15 protein-coding genes and 1 tRNA gene are annotated in these 24,111 nt (G+C 41.7%); 5 read left to right on the top strand and 11 right to left on the bottom strand.

Annotation, left to right across the window (positions count from 1 at the left end; genetic code table 11):
- The first annotated feature begins 33 nt into the window (after positions 1 to 33).
- From BN8899_RS09375 to BN8899_RS09360, 4 genes are all read left to right on the top strand, one after another.
- Positions 34 to 750, top strand: coding sequence for a YebC/PmpR family DNA-binding transcriptional regulator (locus BN8899_RS09375; RefSeq protein ID WP_018337813.1), 717 nt, complete (start codon positions 34 to 36; stop codon positions 748 to 750).
- Positions 751 to 823: 73 nt separating this feature from the next.
- A tRNA-Lys gene (locus BN8899_RS09370) sits at positions 824 to 896 on the top strand.
- 98 nt (positions 897 to 994) lie between these two features.
- Positions 995 to 1,573, top strand: coding sequence for a DUF4251 domain-containing protein (locus tag BN8899_RS09365; protein ID WP_065219213.1), 579 nt, complete (start codon positions 995 to 997; stop codon positions 1,571 to 1,573).
- Between the two features lie 126 nt (positions 1,574 to 1,699).
- Positions 1,700 to 4,930, top strand: coding sequence for a glycoside hydrolase family 2 TIM barrel-domain containing protein (locus BN8899_RS09360; protein ID WP_082986979.1), 3,231 nt, complete (start codon positions 1,700 to 1,702; stop codon positions 4,928 to 4,930).
- 68 nt (positions 4,931 to 4,998) lie between these two features.
- Here the strand turns inward: BN8899_RS09360 and BN8899_RS09355 are convergent, their stop codons facing one another.
- The 7 genes from BN8899_RS09355 to BN8899_RS09325 form a co-directional block, all read right to left on the bottom strand.
- A complete protein-coding gene (locus BN8899_RS09355) occupies positions 4,999 to 6,282 on the bottom strand; it encodes a thioredoxin domain-containing protein (RefSeq protein ID WP_065219212.1) in 1,284 nt (427 codons plus the stop codon).
- A gap of 4 nt (positions 6,283 to 6,286) precedes the next feature.
- A complete protein-coding gene (locus BN8899_RS09350) occupies positions 6,287 to 7,417 on the bottom strand; it encodes an aspartyl protease family protein (protein WP_065219211.1) in 1,131 nt (376 codons plus the stop codon).
- 28 nt (positions 7,418 to 7,445) lie between these two features.
- A complete protein-coding gene (locus tag BN8899_RS09345) occupies positions 7,446 to 9,146 on the bottom strand; it encodes a S8 family serine peptidase (protein ID WP_369800414.1) in 1,701 nt (566 codons plus the stop codon).
- 25 nt (positions 9,147 to 9,171) lie between these two features.
- Entirely contained in the window at positions 9,172 to 10,107 is a 936-nt protein-coding gene (locus BN8899_RS09340; RefSeq protein ID WP_065219209.1) for a hypothetical protein, read from the bottom strand.
- A 21-nt stretch (positions 10,108 to 10,128) separates the two neighbouring features.
- The gene (locus tag BN8899_RS09335) at positions 10,129 to 11,631 is read right to left on the bottom strand and encodes a RagB/SusD family nutrient uptake outer membrane protein (protein ID WP_065219208.1); all 1,503 of its coding nucleotides are present in this window, start codon (positions 11,629 to 11,631) and stop codon (positions 10,129 to 10,131) included.
- Positions 11,632 to 11,641: 10 nt separating this feature from the next.
- A complete protein-coding gene (locus BN8899_RS09330; RefSeq protein ID WP_231932311.1) occupies positions 11,642 to 15,199 on the bottom strand; it encodes a SusC/RagA family TonB-linked outer membrane protein in 3,558 nt (1,185 codons plus the stop codon).
- A 165-nt stretch (positions 15,200 to 15,364) separates the two neighbouring features.
- Positions 15,365 to 16,519 (bottom strand): FecR family protein, encoded by a 1,155-nt coding sequence (locus BN8899_RS09325; protein ID WP_065219207.1) that lies wholly within the window; start codon positions 16,517 to 16,519, stop codon positions 15,365 to 15,367.
- A 109-nt stretch (positions 16,520 to 16,628) separates the two neighbouring features.
- Between BN8899_RS09325 and BN8899_RS09320 the strand changes: the two genes are divergently transcribed.
- The gene (locus BN8899_RS09320; protein ID WP_065219206.1) at positions 16,629 to 17,171 is read left to right on the top strand and encodes an RNA polymerase sigma factor; all 543 of its coding nucleotides are present in this window, start codon (positions 16,629 to 16,631) and stop codon (positions 17,169 to 17,171) included.
- 106 nt (positions 17,172 to 17,277) lie between these two features.
- On the opposite strand, the gene BN8899_RS09315 is transcribed toward BN8899_RS09320, so the two are convergent.
- The 4 genes from BN8899_RS09315 to BN8899_RS09300 all read right to left on the bottom strand — a co-directional run bounded on the left by BN8899_RS09315 (position 17,278) and on the right by BN8899_RS09300 (position 24,103).
- Positions 17,278 to 19,590, bottom strand: a complete 2,313-nt coding sequence (locus BN8899_RS09315; protein ID WP_065219205.1) for a Gldg family protein — start codon at positions 19,588 to 19,590, stop codon at positions 17,278 to 17,280.
- Positions 19,591 to 19,596: 6 nt separating this feature from the next.
- The gene (locus BN8899_RS09310) at positions 19,597 to 21,921 is read right to left on the bottom strand and encodes an ABC transporter permease subunit (RefSeq protein ID WP_065219204.1); all 2,325 of its coding nucleotides are present in this window, start codon (positions 21,919 to 21,921) and stop codon (positions 19,597 to 19,599) included.
- A 5-nt stretch (positions 21,922 to 21,926) separates the two neighbouring features.
- Positions 21,927 to 22,865: an ABC transporter ATP-binding protein gene (locus BN8899_RS09305; protein ID WP_065219203.1), complete on the bottom strand. Its 939-nt coding sequence runs from the start codon at positions 22,863 to 22,865 to the stop codon at positions 21,927 to 21,929.
- 110 nt (positions 22,866 to 22,975) lie between these two features.
- Positions 22,976 to 24,103, bottom strand: coding sequence for a hypothetical protein (locus BN8899_RS09300; RefSeq protein ID WP_065219202.1), 1,128 nt, complete (start codon positions 24,101 to 24,103; stop codon positions 22,976 to 22,978).
- Positions 24,104 to 24,111: the final 8 nt, after the last annotated feature.

Raw genomic sequence — 24,111 nt, 5'->3', positions numbered from 1 at the left:
CAAATTGTATTATAAAATTATATTCACAATCATATGGGAAGAGCGTTCGAATACCGTAAAGCACGGAAGCTAAAGAGATGGGGCAACATGGCCCGCACGTTTACGAGAATAGGAAAAGAGATTGATATTGCCGTAAAAGCAGGAGGACCTGACCCAGCAAATAATACCCGTCTGCGTATCCTTATCCAAAACGCAAAAGCGGAAAATATGCCGAAAGAAAACGTGGAACGTGCCATCAAGCGTGCCGTTTCGAAAGATACTTCGGACTACAAGGAAATCGTGTACGAGGGATATGCACCCTTCGGTATTGCTGTCGTTGTTGAAACGGCTACCGATAATAACACGCGTACTGTTGCTAATGTGCGCCACTGTTTCTCTAAATACGGCGGCTCGCTTGGAACAACCGGTAGTTTGGATTTCTTGTTCGACCGGAAATGCGTTTTCAAAATCACCCGTCCCGAAAACTTCGATCTCGAAGAGTTCGAGTTGGAAATGATTGATTACGGTGCCGACGAAATCTTTGAAGACGACGAGAACCATGTAATTATTTATGGGGCATTCGAAGCATTCGGCGCTATTCAAAAATATTTGGAGGATAACCACTACGAAATGGTAAGTGGAGAGTTTGAACGTATCCCTCTTGATACAAAAGAATTAACCGAAGAACAAAGAGAAACTGTCGACAAATTACTGGAAAAATTGGAAGAAGATGATGACGTAACCAACGTTTATCACAACATTAAAGAGTAATTTTCTTGCAGATTAAAAAATATTGTTGCATATTTGCACCCGCAAAACGGTTAAAACCGCTTGCAACAAGGAAGACTTCGTAGCTCAGCTGGTAGAGCAATTGACTCTTAATCAATGGGTCGAGGGTTCGAGCCCCTCCGAGGTCACAGAAAATAAGCCACTTACGAAAGTAGGTGGTTTTCTTTTTGGGAGACAATAAACTTTCTTCTCTTTTCCCCGTAAAAATCATAAAATACACTATATTATGAGACACATCACTACATTATTCATGACGCTGGCACTCGTGCTAGGCACATTCGCATCTCTGACCGCACAGAATAGCATGACGGCTAAAGAGCAACGCAAACTAACCAGACAAGAACGTAAAATCGCTCAACAAAAAGAAAATGAACGATTGCACAAGGAGGCTATTCAAGCACTGGAGAATAATAATTTCGTACTGGAAGCCGATCGTTTGATCTTCAAAAGAGGCAGGTCGATAAGCGTAACTTCCATAAAGAATTTTATTTCCATGGCAAACAAAAAGGCTACCGTGCAAGTAAGTTTCGATACCCCTCGCCCTCTCCAAAACGGATTAGGCGGTTTCACGGTGGAAGGTAATGTTTCAGATGTCAAGATGAAACAAGACAAGAAGGGAAGCGTGATTTACAGTTTTTTTGTCCAGGGTGTGAGTATTTCCGCTTACGTTAGTATTTCACTTTCCCCCGGTTCAAATAGCGTTTCCGCAAGGATTTCGCCTTCCTTCAATTCAAACACCCTCACGATGAACGGGAAGCTATTGCAACAAGGGAAAGCCCGTATTTTCGAGGGAATCAAACGCTGATATTAATCACGTAAGTATAAAAACGGCGATAGCAACAATCTATCGCCGTTTTTTATTGCACAATAATAGATTTATTTAACAAAAATGTACTATCTTTAGGCTCGATAACCTCAAACCACACGAAAGATGAAAAGACTATTCTTTACAATTTTCTGTTATTTCATCTGCCTGACCGCCTATATGCAGGATAAACCGGAATGGCTGGACGAAACGATCCCATTTGTCGGGAAAGAATACCCGCGGACTCCATTTATGACATACGGGGATATGGACAAAGCCCGGGATAACGACTTCAAGGCATCGGCAGACTACAAGTCTTTGAACGGGAAATGGAAATTCCATTGGGTTACCTCCTACAAGAAACGCCCGATAAATTTTTACCGCACGGATTTTAATGACTCACAGTGGGATGAAATTGATGTTCCGGCAAACTGGGAAACCTGTGGCCACGGGATTGCACTATACACGAATCACCCGTATGAATTCTGTCCCCGCAACCCACAACCTCCACTCCTGCCAGAAGAAAACCCGGTAGGTTCATACCGCAAACAGATTGAAATACCGGAACAATGGAACGGGAAAGAGATATTCCTGCACATCGGGGCGGTGAAATCCGGCTGTTATCTTTACGTGAACGGTACAAAAGTGGGATATAGCGAGGACTCGAAAGATCCCGTGGAATACAATATCACCCGTTATCTGAGACCGGGTCAGAATCTGATTGCCCTTGAGGTATATCGCTGGTCGACGGGCAGTTACCTTGAATGCCAGGATTTTTGGCGTATCAGCGGCATCGAACGGGATGTTTATCTTTTTGCCCAATCGCCTGTCCATCTCCGGGATTTCTCCATCCAACAGGATCTGGATAGCACGTATTCCAAAGGACTTTTCGGACTCGATCTTTTCCTTGAAAATAAGAATCCAAAGCAAACGGGACAAATCACCGTGCATTATCAACTGGAAAGTCCAGCCGGGACACGGGTAGCAGAAGGACACAAAGCAATCAGCATTGATTCCGTCGCTCACGTCCGGTTTGATGCCACGCTTCCGCAAGTTGAAGCATGGACGGCGGAAACTCCCAATCTATACCAACTTTTTATCCGCATCGAACAACCGGGGAAACAAACCGAAATTATCCCCTTCCGGGTCGGTTTCCGCAAACTGGAAATCAAAGGGAATCAATTCCTCGTGAACGGACGTCCCGTGCTAATCAAGGGTGTCAATTACCATGAGCATAACGAATACACGGGACACGTGCTTAGTGAAGCTGATATGCGGAAAGATTTCAAAAACATGAAACGCCACAATATCAATGCCATCCGCTGTTGCCATTACCCTCAACAACGCCGTTTTTACGAACTGTGTGACGAGTACGGTTTTTACGTGTGCAACGAGGCGAATATAGAATCTCACGGCATGGGTTATGATCTTCGCAGAGGGCGCACGCTTGGCAACAATCCCCGATGGCTGAATGCCCATATGGATCGTACCATGAATATGTATGAAACGAGTAAAAATTATCCTTGCGTCACGTTCTGGTCGCTTGGTAACGAAGCCGGTAACGGGTATAACTTTTACATGACTTATAACTGGTTAAAAGCACAAGATACGACACGCCCGATACAATACGAGCGAGCCGGGCTCGAGTGGAACACGGATATTTATTGCCCCCAATACCCGGGAGCCGATGCCCTCGAGAAATGGGGAAACACACGAACAGACCGACCATATATCATGTCTGAATACGCTCATGCCATGGGTAACAGTACCGGAAATTTCATGGACTTGTGGGATGTGATTTACCGTTATCCCAACCTTCAGGGCGGATTTATCTGGGATTGGATTGACCAGGGCATCCTCGTGAAGGATGAGAACGGAATACCTTTCTGGGCTTACGGCGGGGACTTCGGGGAAAACGCTCCTTCCGACGGTAATTTCCTGTGTAACGGTCTTGTTGGTCCCGACCGGGAACCGCACCCGGAACTTGCAGAAGTAAAAAAAGCATATCAATACGTTTGGTTCCAACCTGTCGATATTAGTAAAGGGATCGTGAAAATCGAGAATCGACACGATTTCACGAACCTCGATCAATTCACGATAGAATACACGCTTATCGGAAACACGGAAACATTAAGCAGCGGTACACTTCCTTCACTAAACATCGCACCTGGCAAGAGCCGCCAAGTAACGATTCCGCTCAAAAATCTAAAGGTAAAGCCAGGGGTAGAGTATTTCCTGAACTTACACGTAAAAACCAAGAAATCCAGTCAATTTGCCCCCACCGGATTTATCGTGGCTTCCGAACAATTCCCAATTCCGGCAACGACACCGAAACCTGTTTACCAAGCCGCCCCGGACAAAGTACTCTCCATGGAAGAAAACGGACCGGAAATACGCATCTTCAACTCTACCATGGAATTCGTTTTCCACAAACAGAAAGGATACGTTACTTCCTACAAAGTGAACAACATACAGTATATCGCAGATGACTTCGGATTCCGACCTAATTTCTGGCGAGCTCCAACTGACAATGATTACGGGAACGGTATGCCCAACCGGATGCAGGCATGGAAACAAGCCAGCAAGAATTTCAAAATCGCGGGAATCAGGACTTCCGCTTCTACTGTAAACACGAACCTAACCGTCACGTACCGGTTACAGGAATGCAACACCCGCTACCACGTGTCCTACACGATCTATCCCTCCGGATACCTGAACGTGGCATGTCACCTGGAAGCCAATCCCAACGCTCCGGAAATACCCAGAATAGGTGCTAGGTTCCGCATGCCATCTGATTTGAACCAAATGGAATATTTCGGACGAGGACCCGAAGAGAATTATTGTGACCGCAATCACAGTACCCGTGTCGGACATTACAAGAGTACTGCCGAACAACAGTACGTACCCTACGTGCGACCGCAAGAAAACGGGCACAAGACCGACGCCCGCTGGTTAGCCCTAACAGACAAAACAGGTAAAGGATTGTTGTTCATTGCCGACTCCAATTTCATGGAATTCAATGTTTCCCGCAGTCGTATTGAAGATTTCGACGGGGAAGAATCCACACGCCCCTACCAGTGGCAGAACTTCACGAAAGATGAATCCCACGACCCATTAATGGCACAAAACCGTAAACCCAAACAAACCCACATCAATGACATCTATCCCCGCAATTTCGTGGAGATTTGCCTCGACCACCGGATGATGGGTGTCGCCGGAGATGATAGCTGGGGCTCCCGTCCTTATCCGCAATACACGCTACCAGCAAACCGGGACTACCATTGGAGTGTTATGGTTATCCCAATCAACAATAATACAGAAATTAGTAACCACACGGATTACCAATATTTGCCATAATAAAATCTGGAGAGTGTCTGAAAAATATTTTCAGGCACTCTCCAGATTTTAACAATTATAAAAACAGCTTACCTTTTATCCGGTAACAATTTTTCAAGAATAATTTGTTCAAAATTTTCCGGTTTAGCTCCAATCTCAATAATCGGTTTACCTCCCTTCGGGATGAAAAAGAATGTCGGTAAAGCAACCACGTCATACACTCTGCATAACTCTTTTTCAACATCTGCATTTACTTTATAAAAGATGATCTGATCTTTATATTTTTCTGCCAATTTTTCCATAAACGGCAGCATGCTCATACAAGGTCCACACCAAGAAGCCCAAAAATCAATAATAACCGGTTTATCTCCCTTTAGAACAAAGTCCTCTTCTTTCCTATAATCAAAAATATACTCTAAGAAATATTCACCCGTAATCGGATTTAATTTACCGGGGATTATTTTCACATTAGACTCCTTTGCAATCACCTCATCTTCAATCTTTTCCAAATCATATGGCTGAAAATACATTTTTTGACGACGAACATCAACAGACAAAATTCCCTCTTTCAATATTCCATTCCCGAAAACGGAATGTTTCAGACTTTTATTTTCAACAACAAGGACATTCTCGAAACTATTTTTGACAAATAGGCATTTGTCCGCAACTTTCACTCGATCCGCAGCAATAGGAGCCTTGTACCCGAAATTAATCATTACTTGTTGAGTGGACTTCTTTCCTCCAAAACGAGCAAAATCATCCGGAGACATAGCAATAGCACCATTGTACCATGCATCAAATAAAAGAGAATATTCTTCCCCGTCAATTACAACCGGACAAAACATATTACCCTGTATATCCATTTTCAAATCCACACGATAGTCCAATTTCATATAAGGCGGACGATAGGGAATAGAAGTCGTGATTTTTTGACGCCGACCATCAATTGTTATTGTCGCACTACGAAATATAGAAGCATTAATAACGCCTGCTACTCCTAATTCCCGAAGGTAAGGTTCATCTTTCAAAACCAAAGCATTAAGATCTGTTGTGAAAATATTATTCCCCAAAGATATTTTTGCTATTTTCACTTGTCCGATGATTTCCACTTGCTTATTTCGAAATGGGGTAACTTGATTTCCTTTTTCTATTTCTGAGTCGATTTTCAATTTTTCCATGTATTCCGGTAAAATAGCGTTGCTTCCAGAAAGATCCAGTACAAAATCAGCTTTCACGTTATTTACCAGCATCTCTAAAATAATCTTCCCGTCAACCGTTCGATAATCAAGCACTTCGCTCGAGGTATTCTTTGCTTGAGCAAATGCACTAAAACACAATGACATCAAAAAAATAAATGTATATACAGTTTTCATATTACTATTTTTTATAGGATATTACTTTTTTACCCTCTTTAGTCTGTATGGTCATTTTTATGGGACCATCTACTTTTAATTCTGGAATTCCTTTTGTTATACTTTCACAGAAATCATACTTCCTGGCACGTTTCCCGTTAATTTTTAACACCTTATCCCCAACGTCAAGTATTCCTTTCATTTTCTCCCACACGACCGATACGACCAAATCTCCGTCTTTTACACGTATATCAAAATCAGGATATTCACGAGATAGACTATTTATCTCTTCATTTGCTTCAAAATAAAAAAGTTTACGTGAATAATCAATTGTCACTTTTCCGTATTCCAATAATTTCGTCCCCAACAAGGTATAAGGCGCTTTCGAGGTTACCGTGGCGATTCCAGTAAAACGAGTTTTCCCAAAAGAAACGTCCGGCAATCCCACCCGATGAACTTCACTTTGTGCCGCCATTCCCCCTACACTAAGCCCCCCTTCACCATAACCGTCCACGACATTTTTCAGTATGCCAGCTGACAATAACTTCTCATAATCATCTATTTTCAATCCAAGAAATCCACTACTTCCCGTGTCAAAAAGAACTTTAATCATGTTCCCAGTACCAATCTTTAATCCAATAAGAGGCATCCTCCCTGAATCTACAAAAGGTTGTGATCTTCGTAAAGAAGCCTTAGCTTGTTTTTCCGCTGTTGTAACAGTTATTAATTTATTCTTCCCATCAATCTCCACAATCATACTAGCGAATAAGTCACTTCCAATCAGTCCGACAACACCAAAACAATCAAAAGAGAAATGACCTATTTCCAAAACAGGAACTTTCGCAAAATTAATTCCTTTATCAGGAGTCGCTAAACTTTCCAACAGCACAAGTGGGTAAGTCACATCTTTACTATTCGCATCTTTCACTTGAATGGATTGAAAAGGTGTTAACCCCATTTCCTTACATAATTCCGGAGACAGGGAGGTTTGGCCTCCCGTGTCAAAGATAAAGTTTCGAGAAGTCCCGTTCACGAACATCTCTATAATCATTTTCCCTCCCACCAACCGGTAAGGAATAACAGCTTTTCCCTGTTGTGCCCAGGTTTCGAGTATTACAAAGCTAAAGAGAATCGCAAATATTAATTTCTTCTTCATCACATTATGCCTTTAAATATACCTCTTATTATTTTACCCGTTTATCTGCCTCTACAAGAGCTTGATATGCATTCACGATACCTCCGCTCAAGCATAACTGATCAAAAAGGAATAAATCTTCGGCAATCTGATTTTTTATATCTCGATAATTTTTCTGTATTTCAACTCCTCTTCGTGAAGTCACTGTCTTTAATAATATATCTCGAATCTGACTTCCCGTTAATTGTGGATAATAAGTTTTTATCAAAGCCGCGATCCCTACGACCGTTGCAGCTGCTAAAATCGGACTGGAACCGGATTGATAAGTATCACCTAAATAAGTACTAAAAATATTCATTCCAGGAGCAAAAAGATCGATCCCTTCCACGCCATAATTAGAACCAATTGCCGGATTGCCCGATTTATCCGATGAACCGACAACCATCAAGTTTGTCAATTCTTTTTCCTTATCCATTCGGCGGTTCGGGTAAAAAATAACTTTTGACAAATCAAACGATAAATCCATAGTAGGAATAACAACTAACACGCCTTTACTTTCCGCATAACGAATTGCCTCAATAATCCATTGTTTTTGCTCTTTAGGATAAACCGTGTTCTGCACTTCCAAAAGAATGATGTCCGCTTGATGCTCCACCGCATAACGAATTGACAATGCAATATCTTTTAAGTATGGTTCACCCATTTTAGTTGCCACAACTAAATTCATAATCTGTGCTTCCTCTGCAATCGGGTTATTGCGTCCTTCGATTCCTCGCTTACCGGCAATGATACCGGCAGCCATCGTATTACTTTCCGAATTCAACGTAAGTAAAACATTATTACCATACACCCGATCATTTATATTCTTATAATCATCTCCCACGATTTCCTTACGCAAATCCATCCCCATTTCTTTCAAAAGAGGTTCATACGCTTTTTTTACTCGATCAGAATATCCATTTCCCACAAAGTAATCATAGGTCTTTTCCCATGCCTTTTCATCCTCTTGCCGTGCATCCATATCCATACCAATGAAAAACATTGCAATATTTCCCAAACTATCCTGAGGTCCTTTTCTATCCCAACAACTACTTAAATCTTCTACCGTGAAAGAAGTTTTATCGGGAAACCGTTCTTTCATTTCTTTATCAAATTTCTTGGCATAATCTCGAAGAACATTCCCAAAAATGAAACCATTATAACGAACCCCTAATTTAGACGAAGGCAAAACCACTTTTTGATAATATTCATATTCTTCCATATCAGCAGGAGGAGCCACGTTCGTTTTTTCTCCATTAATATATTTGAAATAATTCTTCCCATCAAAAATATAATGAGCATATTTATCCTTTAATCGCAAGAATTCCCGATCTCCTTCTACGGTTAGATTTTCCAGAACTTGCCCATCTTTATTTCCCAAGAAATTCCAACCATGCAAATCGTCTACATAGCCATTACCATCATTATCAATAGAATCATCTTTCTCTTTAGGATTTGTCCACACGTTATTTTTCAAAGCCTCATGTTCCAAATCAATACCTCCGCCAATAAGGGCTATAATGGGTTTCGCTTTTGTCTTTTTACCTTTCAAAAATTGATAGGCTTGATTAATTTCAGCACCATAAACTTGCTCTTTTTCCAGTGAATAGTTATACCAATCCAGATTCTTCTGCCCCCCGGTCTGTTCATTCGATTGGGCGCAAACGACCCTTACCGTGAGTAATAAACTCACTGCAATTAATAATTTCATTTTCATACTTGTGATTTTATACGATTTATTCAAACTTTGGTAAAATTGCAACTTGTGCAATATCCCATTTATAATTATTCTTAAGGTAATTTACTGTAAAATCATAATAACGGATAATTTTTGGGTACGTTTCCCGAGGATACATAACCAGAACAGAATCCCGATCATACCTAATAGCCAAATGCATATAGTTTATCAAATTCTCTTTGGGAGAAGTACTTGCTATATTTCTTAAAGCCCCGATGGTTACATATCCATTCGTACCGCTCATTTGTCCTGGGAATCCTCTCTTTTTATAATGATTTTCATTATTTTCTGTACCTGCTATCCATTCTACCTGAGTTTCATAATCAAAATCATTTTCAAACTCCACGGGAATCGCGATATTCCCTTTCTCTACGATTCTTCTCATTATCTCTTTTAAAATAGTACCTCGTTTTACTTTAAAATCCCAAGGAGTTTTCGGGCGAATAATTTGAGGATAAAACATTCCCGGCACATCACCTTCCAAACAAAATGCCCAAAAATCCATACCATCATATTTTGCCTGATTGGGCGAAGCCCCCCAAGGAGTGTCTGTATACATATGATAAGCCATTAATATGTATATCGGTAACACCCGGTCTGTTACCTCCGGGGGTAAAAAAGTAAAAATATGATTCTTCATAAAATTCGTGTAAAAAGCAGCTTGTTCATCATTCAAAGGAGAGCCTTTTACACCACTAGAGGAACCTGCATCCACCCAAGAACGATCAAAATCATCCTCTTTCAAATTTTTATATATCAAATACGTTTTATATTCCTCCGCTATTTCCTCCAAATCTTTATCCCACTCGTTATCACCTTCTGGAAATTCGTAACGAAGAGCCATCTCTAATGGACGAGAAGTTAAATCTTCTTCATGGCAGGAACTTAACAACGAGAAAACAAGCCCTGCAACCAATACATTTATAAGTTTCATAATAACATCATTAAAAATAAACTACTTGGGATTACCTAAGCGATTTTGTTCCAATCCGGGATTACGATCCATTACTTCTTTAGAAAGAGGCAGCGTATAAGCAGCATCCTCTTCTTCCATCGTGAACCACTGAGTCGCTATACCTTTTTCTTTCCATTCTCGAGTAAAACTCGGCATACCATAACGCCGTAAGTCAAACCAACGATGTCCCTCAAAACATAATTCCCGGCGACGTTCTTCCTTTATAAATTCAAGCAAATCCTGCCCGGTCAACCCTGTTTTTTCCACGTATTTATCTTCCGAAATCCTTTTTCTCCTCAAATCATTCATTGCTTTCAATGCAACATCCGGTTCAGTTTCGGCAGTTGCTTCGGCAAGAATCAAATAAGCCTCGGACAATCGTAACGAAAGAGCAAATTTATCCTCGGAAGGGACATTCTCCCCAATTAAGACACATTTACTAACAGCTAAATAACGTACAGGAGTATACCCGTATTCCGGCACAAGATAAAATTTCACGCGTAAATCCCCCTCGTCTTTATACGTCCGAACCAATTCATCCGAAGCATTTATAAATTTTCTATTGTACTGGCTACTTATACCTCTATCACCCGTCAAATAGAACGTAAACACAACGACATCATTTGTTTTTCCAAATGCCCAAATGGTTTCAGGATTATCGTAAGTTACATAATAAGGATAAGAAGCAGCCGACATACTTACATCAGAAAGAGTGCACAAATCGTATAACTCAAAATTCCAACCATTTATCACTTTTTTTGCATATTCTGCGGCTTTATCCAAATTATTCATGTACAAATAAACTCTGGATTTCAATAATTGAACTGCAGGTAAACTTATCCGATAATCCGGGCTAAATTGTTTTGCCGCAGAAACCTCCGCAAAACATCTTTCAGCGTTATCCAAATCTTTGATAATTTGTTCATACACTTCTCCCACTTTTTTACGTTTGTCATAACCGGAACTCAATGCGCTCGTTAGCTTCAAGGGTACGCCCAAAGCATCTTTATTATAAGTGTACGGTTCTCCAAATAAGTTCACCAATTGAAAATAGTAAAATGCCCTTAAAGCCAAAGCCTGGGCTTTTACATATGCTTTTTCTTCTTCTGTCCCGGAAACTTCATTGATATAATCAAGAGCTGCATTGGTTCCGAGTATCAAATTGTAAAAAGACTCCCAAACCTTCTTGTAATTTCCAGCATTTTTCATCGTTATCTGCATATCCGGATGCCAAGAAAAGAGTTGCATAAATGCTGCTTTCTGTTCAATCTTTGATTCCGGCCAAGCTACATCCTCGTCTGTAATCATCACGTCATCATCCAGTATATTATGAAATGCGAACAAAGAACCACTTGACGCAGAAGGATAAGCTGATCCTAAAAGCATCTCGTTTAACGAAGAAATCTTTTCCGGAATATATTCGTTTGGAGATTTCGGTTCTAAAAATTCAGAACAAGATGAAAACATCACGAATATGGTGAATAGAAACGTATTTATTTTCATATTTTTAAATTTAAAATCCAATACTAACACTAAATGAATAATTTCGAGGCATTATACTCTCGTTCAATTCTGGATCAAAACCATTAAAACGTTTGGAAGCGATGACAAAAAGATTACTAACTGAAGCATTGAAGGATAAGTTTGATAATCCAATCTTTTGAGAAATTTCCGGTCTCATTCTCCACCCCAAACTTAAATTACGACACCGAAGGAAAGAAGAACGAATTACCATAGCATCAGACTTTTCCCACATTTCAATCATATTCTCTCGTCCAGAAGGAACATCCACCATATAATTACCCCTAATTAATGCCGGAATATTCGTGTGTTTTTCATCTCCCGGTTTCATCCAACGTTTTTTCAAATCTTTAGAAACATTTTCGACCTCATCCGGTAAAGAAACTTTATTGCTAAAATTGGCATAAGGGGAAGCCAATCGTTTACGTCCTCCCAATATTAACGAAAACATGGAAGACAGTGTAAATGATTTATACCTCACATTCAAATTCACACCTCCCGTAAAATAAGGTTCAGTTGTTCCGGAATACACCAAAAAACTTGTTGGATCTCCATTATACGGTTTTTCTTCGGATGTTTCCAATAAATTAAATTGAGGTGTTCCATCTTCGTGACTCAATCCTGCAAAGCTATACGACCAAAACGCTCCTAGCGGATAACCTTTTTTCATGACCTTCATCGAATTTCCCGATAAGAATTCTCTTAAACCAGGCATATCTACCGGTTCCGATTCCGTGGTATTCCAGTTTTTAGAAGAATTTACACTCACGTTCAACGCAAAATCTTTCGTTTTTACCGGAACAAAATTCACAGTAATCTCTGCCCCCTTGTTATGAATAATCCCCCCGTTAATATCCATTGATCCCAAACCATTCTCGTAAGGGATTTCTTGACTCGTGATAGCATTAGAACGCCGGGTATAATACTCAAATACAACTGATACTTTTTTGAATAATTCCAAATCGACTCCTAAATTCCATGTTTTGGTACGTTCCCAAGATAAATTAGGATTAGGTATTCTACCTATCGTAGATTGATATTCGTTAAAAACATCGGCAACACCTCCTTGGTACAATGTTAAATCAGATCCGATGTTCGTTAAAACATTACCTTGAATACCGTAAGTAGCTTTTATATTCAATTGTGACAACCAATTCAAACGACTTCGCATAAAAGGTTCCTCTGTCACTCGCCATGCGATACCAAAGGAATATTCCGGATCAAATCTTTTATTTACATTTTGCCCGAAACGATTGGATGCCTCGTGACGAAAATTGGCATTCAACACGTAACGATCTGAGAAAGAATAAGCAAGCGTCGCGAACAATGAAAAAAAGTTATCTGTTTTACCGTAAATTTGAGCACTATTAGAATATAACTTATTAAATAATTCTCCAACACCACTCTGGGGCTTTGCACCAATGGGTTTAAAATCACTCCATGCCGTGGGTGAGACCAATGTATTACCTCTACTTTTTACGTATCCCCACAAGGTATTTGAATGATCATTATTAATCGTTGAACGGACTTCCGTTGCCAACATCACATTCAAACGATGTCTATCTTCAAATGTTTTTGAAACAAGCAATTGATTTTGAATATTATAAGTTTGTTGTATAGCATCAGAAGTAAATATATCCCCGCCAAAAGGAAGAAGAGCTGCCTTGAACCAAGGATTATCCGGATTAATACTCTCAAAATCATATCCTCTATACTCGTCTGCCACGGCAAAAGTTTCCTCCTCTCGGTATGCCTGACGATTCTGGTTGGAATATGTATAGCCTCCTGTGAATTGATATTTCAACCAATCGCAAAGATCCCATGACAATATTAAACTCAAAGCTAATCGACTATCTTTAACCTCAGAACCACTATATTCCAACTCATTCAAAATATTATATTTTAAAATTTCGGACTCGTTATTGTAGGCATATGAACTTCTTTTTAAATAGAATAATCGATCCCCGTCCTCATCAAAAGCCGGTAAAGCCCGACTTGTAGTTAACGCATACCCCAAAGGATTCACCCCGGGAGCATATCCTTTGTTTTTTGATACAGAACCATTAATCCCAAAATCCACCTTTATACGCCTTGGGAATTTTATCCCAACAGAAATACGAGAAGTTAAACGTTCTCCGCTATTTCCGATTTCCTGACCATTATTTTTATTGTACCCGACAGATACCAAGTAATTTACTTTATCTGTTCCTCCAGATACACTAATATTATGGTTATGATTTACCGTTGCCCGGGTCAACAAATCCAACCAGTCCGTATTCACTAACTCCAATCCGTTTTTACGCTGTAAATATTCCTCTTGGTTAATATCCCCATTAATATACATCTTCATCAACCCCTCGTAAGTACAAGCCTGTTTTATCGGTTCTTTGCTATACCTTGCTCCATAATTATAAGCTTCCTCTGCAAATTGTATTCTTTCTTGAGAATTCATATAATTAAACCGATCATACGTGGGTGCTGCCGTGAAAGAAATGCTCCCCGAATAATTAACAGACATACGTCCCTCTTTCCCTTTTTTCGTGGTAACGACAATTACGCCATTAGATGCACGGGAACCATAAACGGCTGTTGCAGAAGCATCTTTCAAAACAGTAATCGTTTCTATATCATTGGGATTCAACCAAGATATTTGATTCCCCAAAATATTTTTCAAATCGTCGGCAAGGTTCGTCATTAGATTTATAGAAATCGGGTCTTCTTGAATAATACCATCTACAACCCACAGAGGATCTTGGTTACCCAGTAAAGTCGATGTCCCCCGAATTTTAATCTTAGGACTCGTTCCTACTCTCGAACTTGAAGTAGTGATCATCATTCCCGCAACTTGCCCTTGCAACATTTGATCGATAGTTGAATAAGCAGGTATCATCACTTCATCAGCCTTCACAACGGTGTAGGAACCGACCATATCTTTCCGATTTACAGTTTGATACCCAGTACTTACCACCATGATCTCATCCATTTCATTCACGTTTTCTTTCAACAACACGTTAATCGTATCTTGTCCTGTATATTTCACTTCTTTGGTTTCCATTCCAATAAAAGAAAACACGATATACATGTTATCCATACTAGGCAAAGTCAATTGATACTTTCCCTTGCCATCTGTTGCCGTACCAATCGTGAGTCCTTTCACCACTACAGTCACCCCGGGAAGAGGTTGTTTTGCCCCATCAACAACCTGCCCTACAATTTTCCTAGTTTTTTTAGAATCCTGGTTTACAGCCTTTTGTTCCTTGATGATCACCAAATGATTCTCGATCAGATAAGTAAATCGACTTCCATTCAAGCATTGTTCCAGAATTTCCTCTATGGTTGCATCTTTCAAATCTACTGAAATAGCATTTGCTCGTTTCACGGCATCACTATCATACACGAAGGTATATTCACTATTTTGACGAATATACCGGAACACATCCACCAAGGAAGCATTTTTCATGGAAATGTCCATTCTTTTTTGTTGCGAGTACAACGTTGACGCATTCAAATGCATCGTACAAACCAATAGCAAAACAATCCACATTTTCATAATAACAAGCATTCTAGGTAATTTCCTTCGACAGAAATTACTGTTTCTCCATTTTTTTTTCATACTTTTGTTGATAATGTTAAACAATATTCTCCACTACCATGGAGTTTGATATTTAGCTAATAGTAAAAGCGGGATGTATGCCAGTACATACTGCTTTTATTTTTACTCTTCTACAATTACAGTTCGACCATTAATTTTAAATTTCACACGTCCGGTTTTTTCTATTTTTGATAATACTGTTGAGATATTATCATAACGCTCGATTTCCAAAGAGAAATGGGCATCTTTCGCCGATACATTTGCAAAAAATACATCTATATCGTACCAACGAGCCAATTTATTCATAATATCTCCTAATGAAGTTTCCGAAAAATAACATATCCCTTGAACCCAACGGACAATTTCTGTTGCATCTACCTCATGCACCGTCAGTTTATCCCCTTCCACCACCACCTGTTGATTTGGCGACATGATACGACTTTGTTTTCCATCCGATACATTCACTCGTCCTTCTACTAAAGTCGTTGTCGCATTTTTCTCATCAGGATAAGCCTCTACATTAAAAAACGTCCCCAGCACAGTTACCGAGATCTCCTTTGTTCTCACGATAAAAGGTTGTTTCTCATTTTTCGCCACCTTGAAGCAAACCTCGCCTTCCATTTGCACCTCCCTACTAGCACCATTAAATTGCACGGGATAAACGATCTTCGATTCCGAATTCATCCATACCCGCGTGCCGTCCGCCAACACCAACTCGTACTCCCCACCCCGGGGAACAATCAAGGTATTATATTTTACCGAAGTAGAAGCATTACCCGCATTTTTTGTTTCATATATCAACCCATTACCAGAAGTAATTGCTTTTGCTCCTTCCGACACGGCTATCGTATAGCAAGTCGAATCTGTGATATTTACCGAACGCCCATCATCCAATATCAATTTTGCTTTATATTCTTTAACCCGATTTCCCATGGATTGAGATAACTGCATGGATGCAGGTTCCCTTTCCCGAAATTGCAAAACTCCCACGACAAGACATACCCCGACAATCATCGCTGCCGCAGAATACCACCAGCGAATGGTATTTCTACGAGGTAATCTCCGCTGAAACGCTTTCCATTCTTCTTCCTTATTCAACTCTCCCCCTCGCCGAAGATCTCCTTTAAGCCGTTCTTCCACACGAACCATTTCCTCTTGATGTTTCTTGGACTCTTCCATCCACGCTTCCAATATACCCGCATCCTCTTCAGAAAGCATTCCTAAAACCTTTCTCGCTATCAGCCGGGCTATTTTATAACGTTTCTTCAATCGATTCATAGATCATTTCTTAAAATTTCCTTTATAACGACTGACTTTTACAAGTGGGTGAATAAAAACAGAAAAAAATTATACATTTGTATTCAAGAAAACATGAGTTGTGGATAAGATGTTGATAAACAACAATAGTTTTAAGTCCTTTTTCCAAGAATATTTTGAACCGGTATTTCAATTCGCACGAAAATACACGGAAGATGAAGCTATTTCCCGAGACATAGCCCAAGACTCTTTCATCAAATTATACGAAAGACGTGCAGACTTCGATGCCATGGAAAAAGCTAAATCCTTTGTCTACACAACGGCTCGTAACCTTTGCCTGGATTATCTAAAACATAAAAAGATCGAGCATCAATATGCTCAATCCGTCAAGATAGAAGGAGAAGAAACAGAAGAACAATTTTTCCTCGAGGAAGTCACCTACCAGGAAACCCTACGTATCCTACGTGCCGCCATTGACCAACTCCCCCCGCAAACACGGGAAGTGATCCTCGTCAGTCTTGACGGCAAGAATAACAACGAGATAGCCAAAACCCTCGGCATTTCCGTCAATACGGTGAAAACTTTAAAGAAAAACGCCTATAAATCCCTGCGGGAAATCCTTGGGGCACACTACCTGTTTGTATTGTTACTACTTTTTGAAAACTGCTCTTAGTCCTCTTAATACATTCCCGGCAAAAGAGAAAGCGACAGGTCACGCTTCCGGGCAAAAGCCGGGCGGCGTTATGACCTATCGCATTCATGCAACTGATGTTTATATTTTAAAAACGATTCCTTCGGATGCAAACAAAACACCCGATAGCAACAAGCAGCAATGGACCTCCCCATACCAGACACCAGCGAACCCACACGGCTCCTGCCTGTGAAATGGAAATAGAAGTATCCGTTTCGGGCAATCGGCTGAGTTTTAAGGGAGCCACGCCATCGGTGATCCATCCGCTAAGCATATCGTTCAACATGGCAGGGGAATGACTTCTGAATCCTTGCCGTCCTCCCGGCTGAAGTTCCCGGTTGTCAAGCCAATCGGCGTCTCCCGAGATAAATATCCGCTGTTCTTTTCCCCCGACCATTCGGGTCAAAGCCAATGCCGTGACATGAGTTCCCACCCGTTCGCCTCGCTTAGGATCAGCCTCGATAGGACCCAGAATCCAATCTACTTTACCGATCTTGTTCCAAGCATCCGGAAAAGTTTCCATAAAAGGAGTCACGGTATATCCCATGTTCTCGTTCCATTGCAGGGCTGCCACTCCATTCATCGCCACAACGATTTTTCCCCAAGAGAACTGCCGGGTATCGAAAAAGCGGGATGCCTTATCCGTGATATAGGTTTCTACCACATTCGCCAACTCGATATTAGGCTTTTGAGCCAAACATCCCGGCATCAATTCAACACCGAAACGCCCTAACAGGGGATGAGTCACGCCGTGACTTTCCGGCTCGACCATAAGAATCAAATTCCCACCCCCGGCGATATACTTATCCAACCGTTCCAACTCCTCTTCCGGGTAATTCATTTTAGGATCGGCAATCAATAAAACCTGCACGTCGTCCGGGACATCACGATCCAAGGTTACCTCTCGGGTATCCATTCCCTGATTTATCCAAGAATAACGGTTAAACACACTGGAAGCCACCCGTTCATATCCCCGGTTACTACCGTCCCAAATGGAACGTTCCCCGTGTCCGGCAACAACCCCGATAACGGGCATTCCACCCAACAGCCGTTTAAAAGCGACCATGTATTCTTTCTCTTCAGGCAGAGGGGGAATATCATCGTAAATACGCAACACGCTTCTCGTGCCGTCCTCCAGTTCAAAGAAACGCACGAAACGATAGTGTTCCGGGGCGAGATCAACCACCCGGTCGATCTCCTCCTTCGTCATAAAGATATTGAAATTTACCCGGCTCAGACGGGCAATTTCCCGTGCCGTTTCCTCAAAAGTCAGATTCGGCTTCATCCGCTGTATATTGTGAGGCAAATCCGTCGGGGCGTAATAATACACGTACTTGAACTCTATATCCGGCTTAAAACGGACATACTTATCAAAATCGGCTTTATCCCTCGTGACAGAAGCGGGCAATCCCATATTGCGATAGCGATCCATCAGATTCACGTAAGTCGTGATCGTCAATTTTCCTTTATCTTTCAACGCTTTCAGGATTGCCTGACTCTCCGGTGCTATCGTATTCGCCTCACTAGGGGTCACATCCCAATAAAAACGCAGCGAAGGCAATGACGTCAACCACCCGATCCCCACGACCATCACCAAAATTCCGAGGTAATAAGAACTTTGCCTCCACACGCTATAATGGAAATGGGACAGCCACAATTTCAGCATGGTAAAACCCACGAAAAGGGCAGTTATCCCTAGAAAATAGATCACGTTCTGACTCACGAGGAAACCTTTCAAAAAAGCATCCGTCCGTCCGGATAAGGAGAGCCACGAAGTAATATCCCGCACGCCATCCCAACTTTGCCCGTAATTTCCGATACGTTCCAACACGAAGAACACCACGAAAGAACCGATAGCTGCCACCACCGGGTAGCGGGTCAGGGAAGACATGAACAGACCGATAGCGGAATAAGTCGCCATCGTCAGTATCATTCCCAACAACATCACCAGTATCACCGGACAACTGAAATTTTCAATCGAAAAAAATCCGAAAACCACGAAAACCATCAACACGGCAATCAAGACGAACGAGTACACGATCATGGACAAAAACTTACCCGTGACAACCTGTACCGCACTTACCGGTGACGAATCCAGTAATTTAATCGAACCGTTGGCAATTTCCCGACTAATCAATCCCATGGTCAACAGGGGGAAATAAATGTACAGGTAACGCATCCCCGTTCCAAAAACTCCTATCCCCTGCCAATCACGGTTGAAAAACCAACGGGTCAATCCGGGCATCTTCATTCCTTCCGCTATTGCCTTCGTCACTTGGTCAAGCGTATCACAAAAAGAAATCGCACACTGTATTGAAAAAATGACCAAAATCAACCACGCAATCGGAGAATAGAACAGGGACTGAAGTTCCGCCTTCATTATATAATAAACTTGTTTCATAAAAATCTATTGTTTGTTACGACGATAATACAACATGAAACCCAATAACACCATGAGCAAAGGCAACAACCACACGTACAGGTAATAAATCCACTCCAGGTGTATATCCCGGTAATTTATTTTCGTATCGGCGACAAACCCGCGCTTGGGCACAATCGGCGATTCCCCGTAAACCAACCAACTCATACCCGTCATCGCCAACCCGAAAGAATTTGTATTGATACCGGGGTATTGGGTGGATAAGCCGATATTCGATAACCACTCGGCATCCCCTGCGACCATTACCCGTTGTTCCTTATTACCAACCATCCGCCTCAAACCGGCTACCGTCACGCGAGAGCCTTGCATCTCCCCCTTGGACACATCGGGTTTCAATTCTCCATCCATCAGATTCACTTTTTCCCGCTTTATCCAGCTATTGGAAGCCGAGGCAAACATCGGTAAAAATTCGAATCCCGTGTCACCGGACGCATCAGCCTCAATAGTTGTCGCCATTTTCAACGGCAACAGAATATGATCTTCCCTCCACGTCTTGAAATCCGGACTAATTTTGAAAGCATCGTCCTGCACTTCACACACGGCCACGTGGGGAAGCGTTTCGCTATCATCACCATGAGGCTCTACTAGATACCCTTCCGTAAAAGTAATTCCTAAAGGAGCCGCAATCTTATTCATGACTCTTTCATTCCCGACATCACCCAACAACAGAAGATTTCCTCCACCTGCAATATACCCGTGTATCCTCTCCAATTCTTCGTCGCTATAAGATTCCAAGGGATTAACGATAACCAACACCGAAGTATTCTCCGGCAACCGCCCTTCCCCGACAGACACTTCCTCCACCCGGAACCCCTGATTAATCAAAGACCCCCTGATATAATGCGTCTTAAACACCGCATCATATCCCGTCCTCAAGCGAGAGGTTATATCTTGAGATCCCCGTCCGGTCAGAAACACGACCAAAGGCAACTCCGTGCTCATTCCCTTGAACGCAGCAGAAATCTCCGCTTCCGAGGGTAACACCTGCATATCCTCGAACAAGCGTAACGGTCGTATTCCTTTTCCTGCGACTTCAATAATTTTAATTACAGGATAATCTTCTTTGGCCAAATCTATCGGGCAACGCCGGCTCACCTCTTCCGGGGACAAAAGTTTTTCTTTCTTCAATCCGTTTATCCGGCAAATAAATTTTGCCAAAGAATCTATCGGCATATCCTTACTCCCGTATGCACTTACAGCCTGACTCGGGAATCTCGTGTTCCCGTAATAATAAACGTATTCCAACTCCATCTCCGGATGGAAACGCATATATTGTTCAAAACGGGCTTTATCCGCATTTATCGATATCGGCATCATAAAAACACTATTTTTATGCAACACGTTCACGTAAGTAGTGACTTTCACTTTACCCTCGATATTATTCATCACCTTTTGGCTGACTTCCGAAAGCGTGTTCCGCTTATCCTCGGTCCCATCGGCATAAAACCTCATCTTCGGGCGGGAAGAAATATATCCCAATGCTAATACCAGCACGATGAGCGCCAAGTAAACGCCCCCCTGTTTCCAGTATGACCAAGTCAACTTTCTGAATCGCAATTTCAACCAAGTCAATGCAAGGCAAAAACAGATAATCAACAAATAATAGATCACATCAGCACTAGCAATAATTCCGGTCAAAAAACTCACGATACGGCTGCCGATAGAGAGCCAATACGTAATATCCCGCATAAAATCATACTCCTGCCACACGCTTCCCACCAGATTCAGAGCCGCAAGTACTCCCAGTGTTCCCACTGCCGCCACGATCGGATAGGTTGACAGAGAAGACATATAAAGCCCTATTGCCGAGTAAGTACACATCAATAAATACATTCCCAGCAACCCGGTGAAGATAGCCTTCATTTCCAAGTGTTCCACGGTAAAAATACCCAACACCACGGGAATAAACAATATCAGCACCATAAGCAGTGAAAAAATACACATAGACAGGTATTTTCCCAGCACCACCTGGAAAGTACTTACCGGCGAAGAATCCAGCAACTTTATACTGCCACTCCCCAGTTCCCTACTAATCAACCCCATCGTCAACAGGGGGAAAAAGAAATACAAGATTTCCAACACGGATGCATAAATCCCATCCTGATCGATATACAACTGCCGTGTCACGTGTCCGATCCAATCCCCCAGTTCCTGCGTGCGGACTAAAATATCAAATTTGTCATTAAAAGCTCCGAACACCATGATACCGAACACCACCAGCATTAACCATGCCAACGGCGAGAAAAAAAGCGTTTGTAATTCCGCTTTCGCTATATTCCAAGTAACTTTCATACACCTTACAGTTTACTTACCCGGCTTTTCCCGGACAATTGGGCAAATACCTCATCCAAAGATCCCCGTTCCAAATTAATTTCCGTCAACTTCCAGTCCCCAGCGACGGCAGCATGCACCACGTGATCCGCTATATCCGTCGCATCCGTGAAAAACAAGCGGTAACGCTTTTCCGTCAACTTCTCGACATGACTGATGGCAGGTATTGCCAATAAGGCATCTACCGCCGGAGCGGCATCCAGGGAAACAACCAGTGAATTGGGTTCGATGTAATTGTCAAACTCTTCTATACTACCCGAGAAAACACATTTTCCTTGCGTAATCATGATAATATCATCACAACTGACCTGCACTTCCGGCAAAATATGTGTGGACAGGATGACAGCCCGATCCGTGGCAATTTCTTTAATCAAATTACGGATTTCCACGATTTGTATCGGGTCTAACCCGTTCGTGGGTTCGTCAAAAACCACGACCTTCGGGTTATGGATGATCGCTTGGGCTATCCCAACCCGTTGCTGGTATCCCCCCGAAAGATTTCTCAATAGCCGACGGCTAAAATGCGAGATAGCACATCGTTCCTTGACAGACTCCACTGCATACTGCACTTTCTTGCCATCCATTCGCCGCAAGTGGGCACAAAAGTGTAAATATTCATCCACCGTCATGTCCGGATTCAAGGGCGGCTTCTGGGGTAAAAAACCGATATACTTTTTCGCCTCTATCGGGTTCTCCCGCAAATTAATCCCATTTATAAAGATATTACCGGAAGTTTGATTCAACACCCCACACATGATATTCATCGTAGTGGACTTTCCTGCCCCGTTAGCTCCTAACAATCCCAATACTCCCTGTTTCCGGATTTCAAAACTTAAATCCTGTACCGCCCATTGTGTCGTGTAACGGTGATACAATTTCTCCACTTTTACAATAGAATCTGACATTTTCAAATTACTTTATATTACATACAATACTAATTTCAAGCACACGAACAGAACAAGAGGAGAGGTATATATCATATCTCTACGATATACCCCTCTCCTCTATTAACACACTATATAGATTCTCTCACGCCGTCCACGTCAAAACCGGCTTCTTCCAATATTTTCCTCAACAAAATGAAACGTTCTATGACCAAGGGAAATTTGGCGTAAAGTTCTCTAAATTCTTCCACGGTATAAGTAAACACTGCGGACATATACGAGGCTAAATCTCCCTCTTTGGACGGCACCATATAATAACCTGTCAACTCAATTATTCCATGAGCCTCGGGACAATTAAGGTCATAATTCATTCTAACCTCTTCTTCATTTGCTTTCGAATCTTCATACGTTTCAACCCACCACGTTGCGGTGGAGTAAGCAGCTTCCTCTTCTGCAGTCAACTCTTCACCAGCTTCAATCATGGCGTCGTACTTTTCTTTTTCTTCTTTCCAGACTGGATACTCCTCATCATAAGTTTCAAGACAGTACATCGGATCTATCCACTTCTGAAATTCCGGGCATAACGTCCTTGAATGACCCGTGTATTGTATATTCCACGGGGTCGGAGTCAAATGTTTGAACTCGGCTTCTGCGATGGCATAGTATTCATCGAGCGAGTTCTCGATCTTGCTTGCGGAAGTCTGACTGATAAAATCTGCCAAATAAGTTCTCTTATCATCCGGATCCTCGCTAAAATTAGCCATAGAAATTCCCAGGTAATTAAATCCCCGGTACACGTTTCTATCATTATTAGAGATACGGTAGGTTTCCGTAATCATAATGGCAGGGATACTAATATTAGACTCCTTCGCGAAAGGCAACAAGGTGGCATCCAAAAAATCCAATAACGGCAATAGCTGTTTCTTGTTTTCCGGAGAACTCACATCCACGGGAGTCCAAATAACAGAACCCATGGAACCCGTCATGTCAAAACTCAAATTCAGTACCTCGTAATAATAAATGACATTCCCCACGGAATCCCGGCGTCCGCGATCTTCCCTGCCCAAGGTATCGTTGTAGAATATGCCGACTCCGAACTTTTTGTAGATATCATAAATCTTCTGATCCACGACATCCATGTTTTCCTTCTCAACGATCTCGAACCAATTCTTAATTCCGGTAGGAGTCAAAGTATCCTCGTCGGAACACGCCCCGAACAAGAATAACATCATAGTATATAATAATATCAATTTTTTCATTGTACGTT

Origin of the sequence: Butyricimonas sp. Marseille-P2440 (assembly GCF_900091675.1) — a bacterium.
GTDB lineage: Bacteria > Bacteroidota > Bacteroidia > Bacteroidales > Marinifilaceae > Butyricimonas > Butyricimonas synergistica.
The sequence above is the reverse complement of the archived record's forward strand: the minus strand, read 5'-3'. Positions and strand labels throughout refer to the sequence as shown.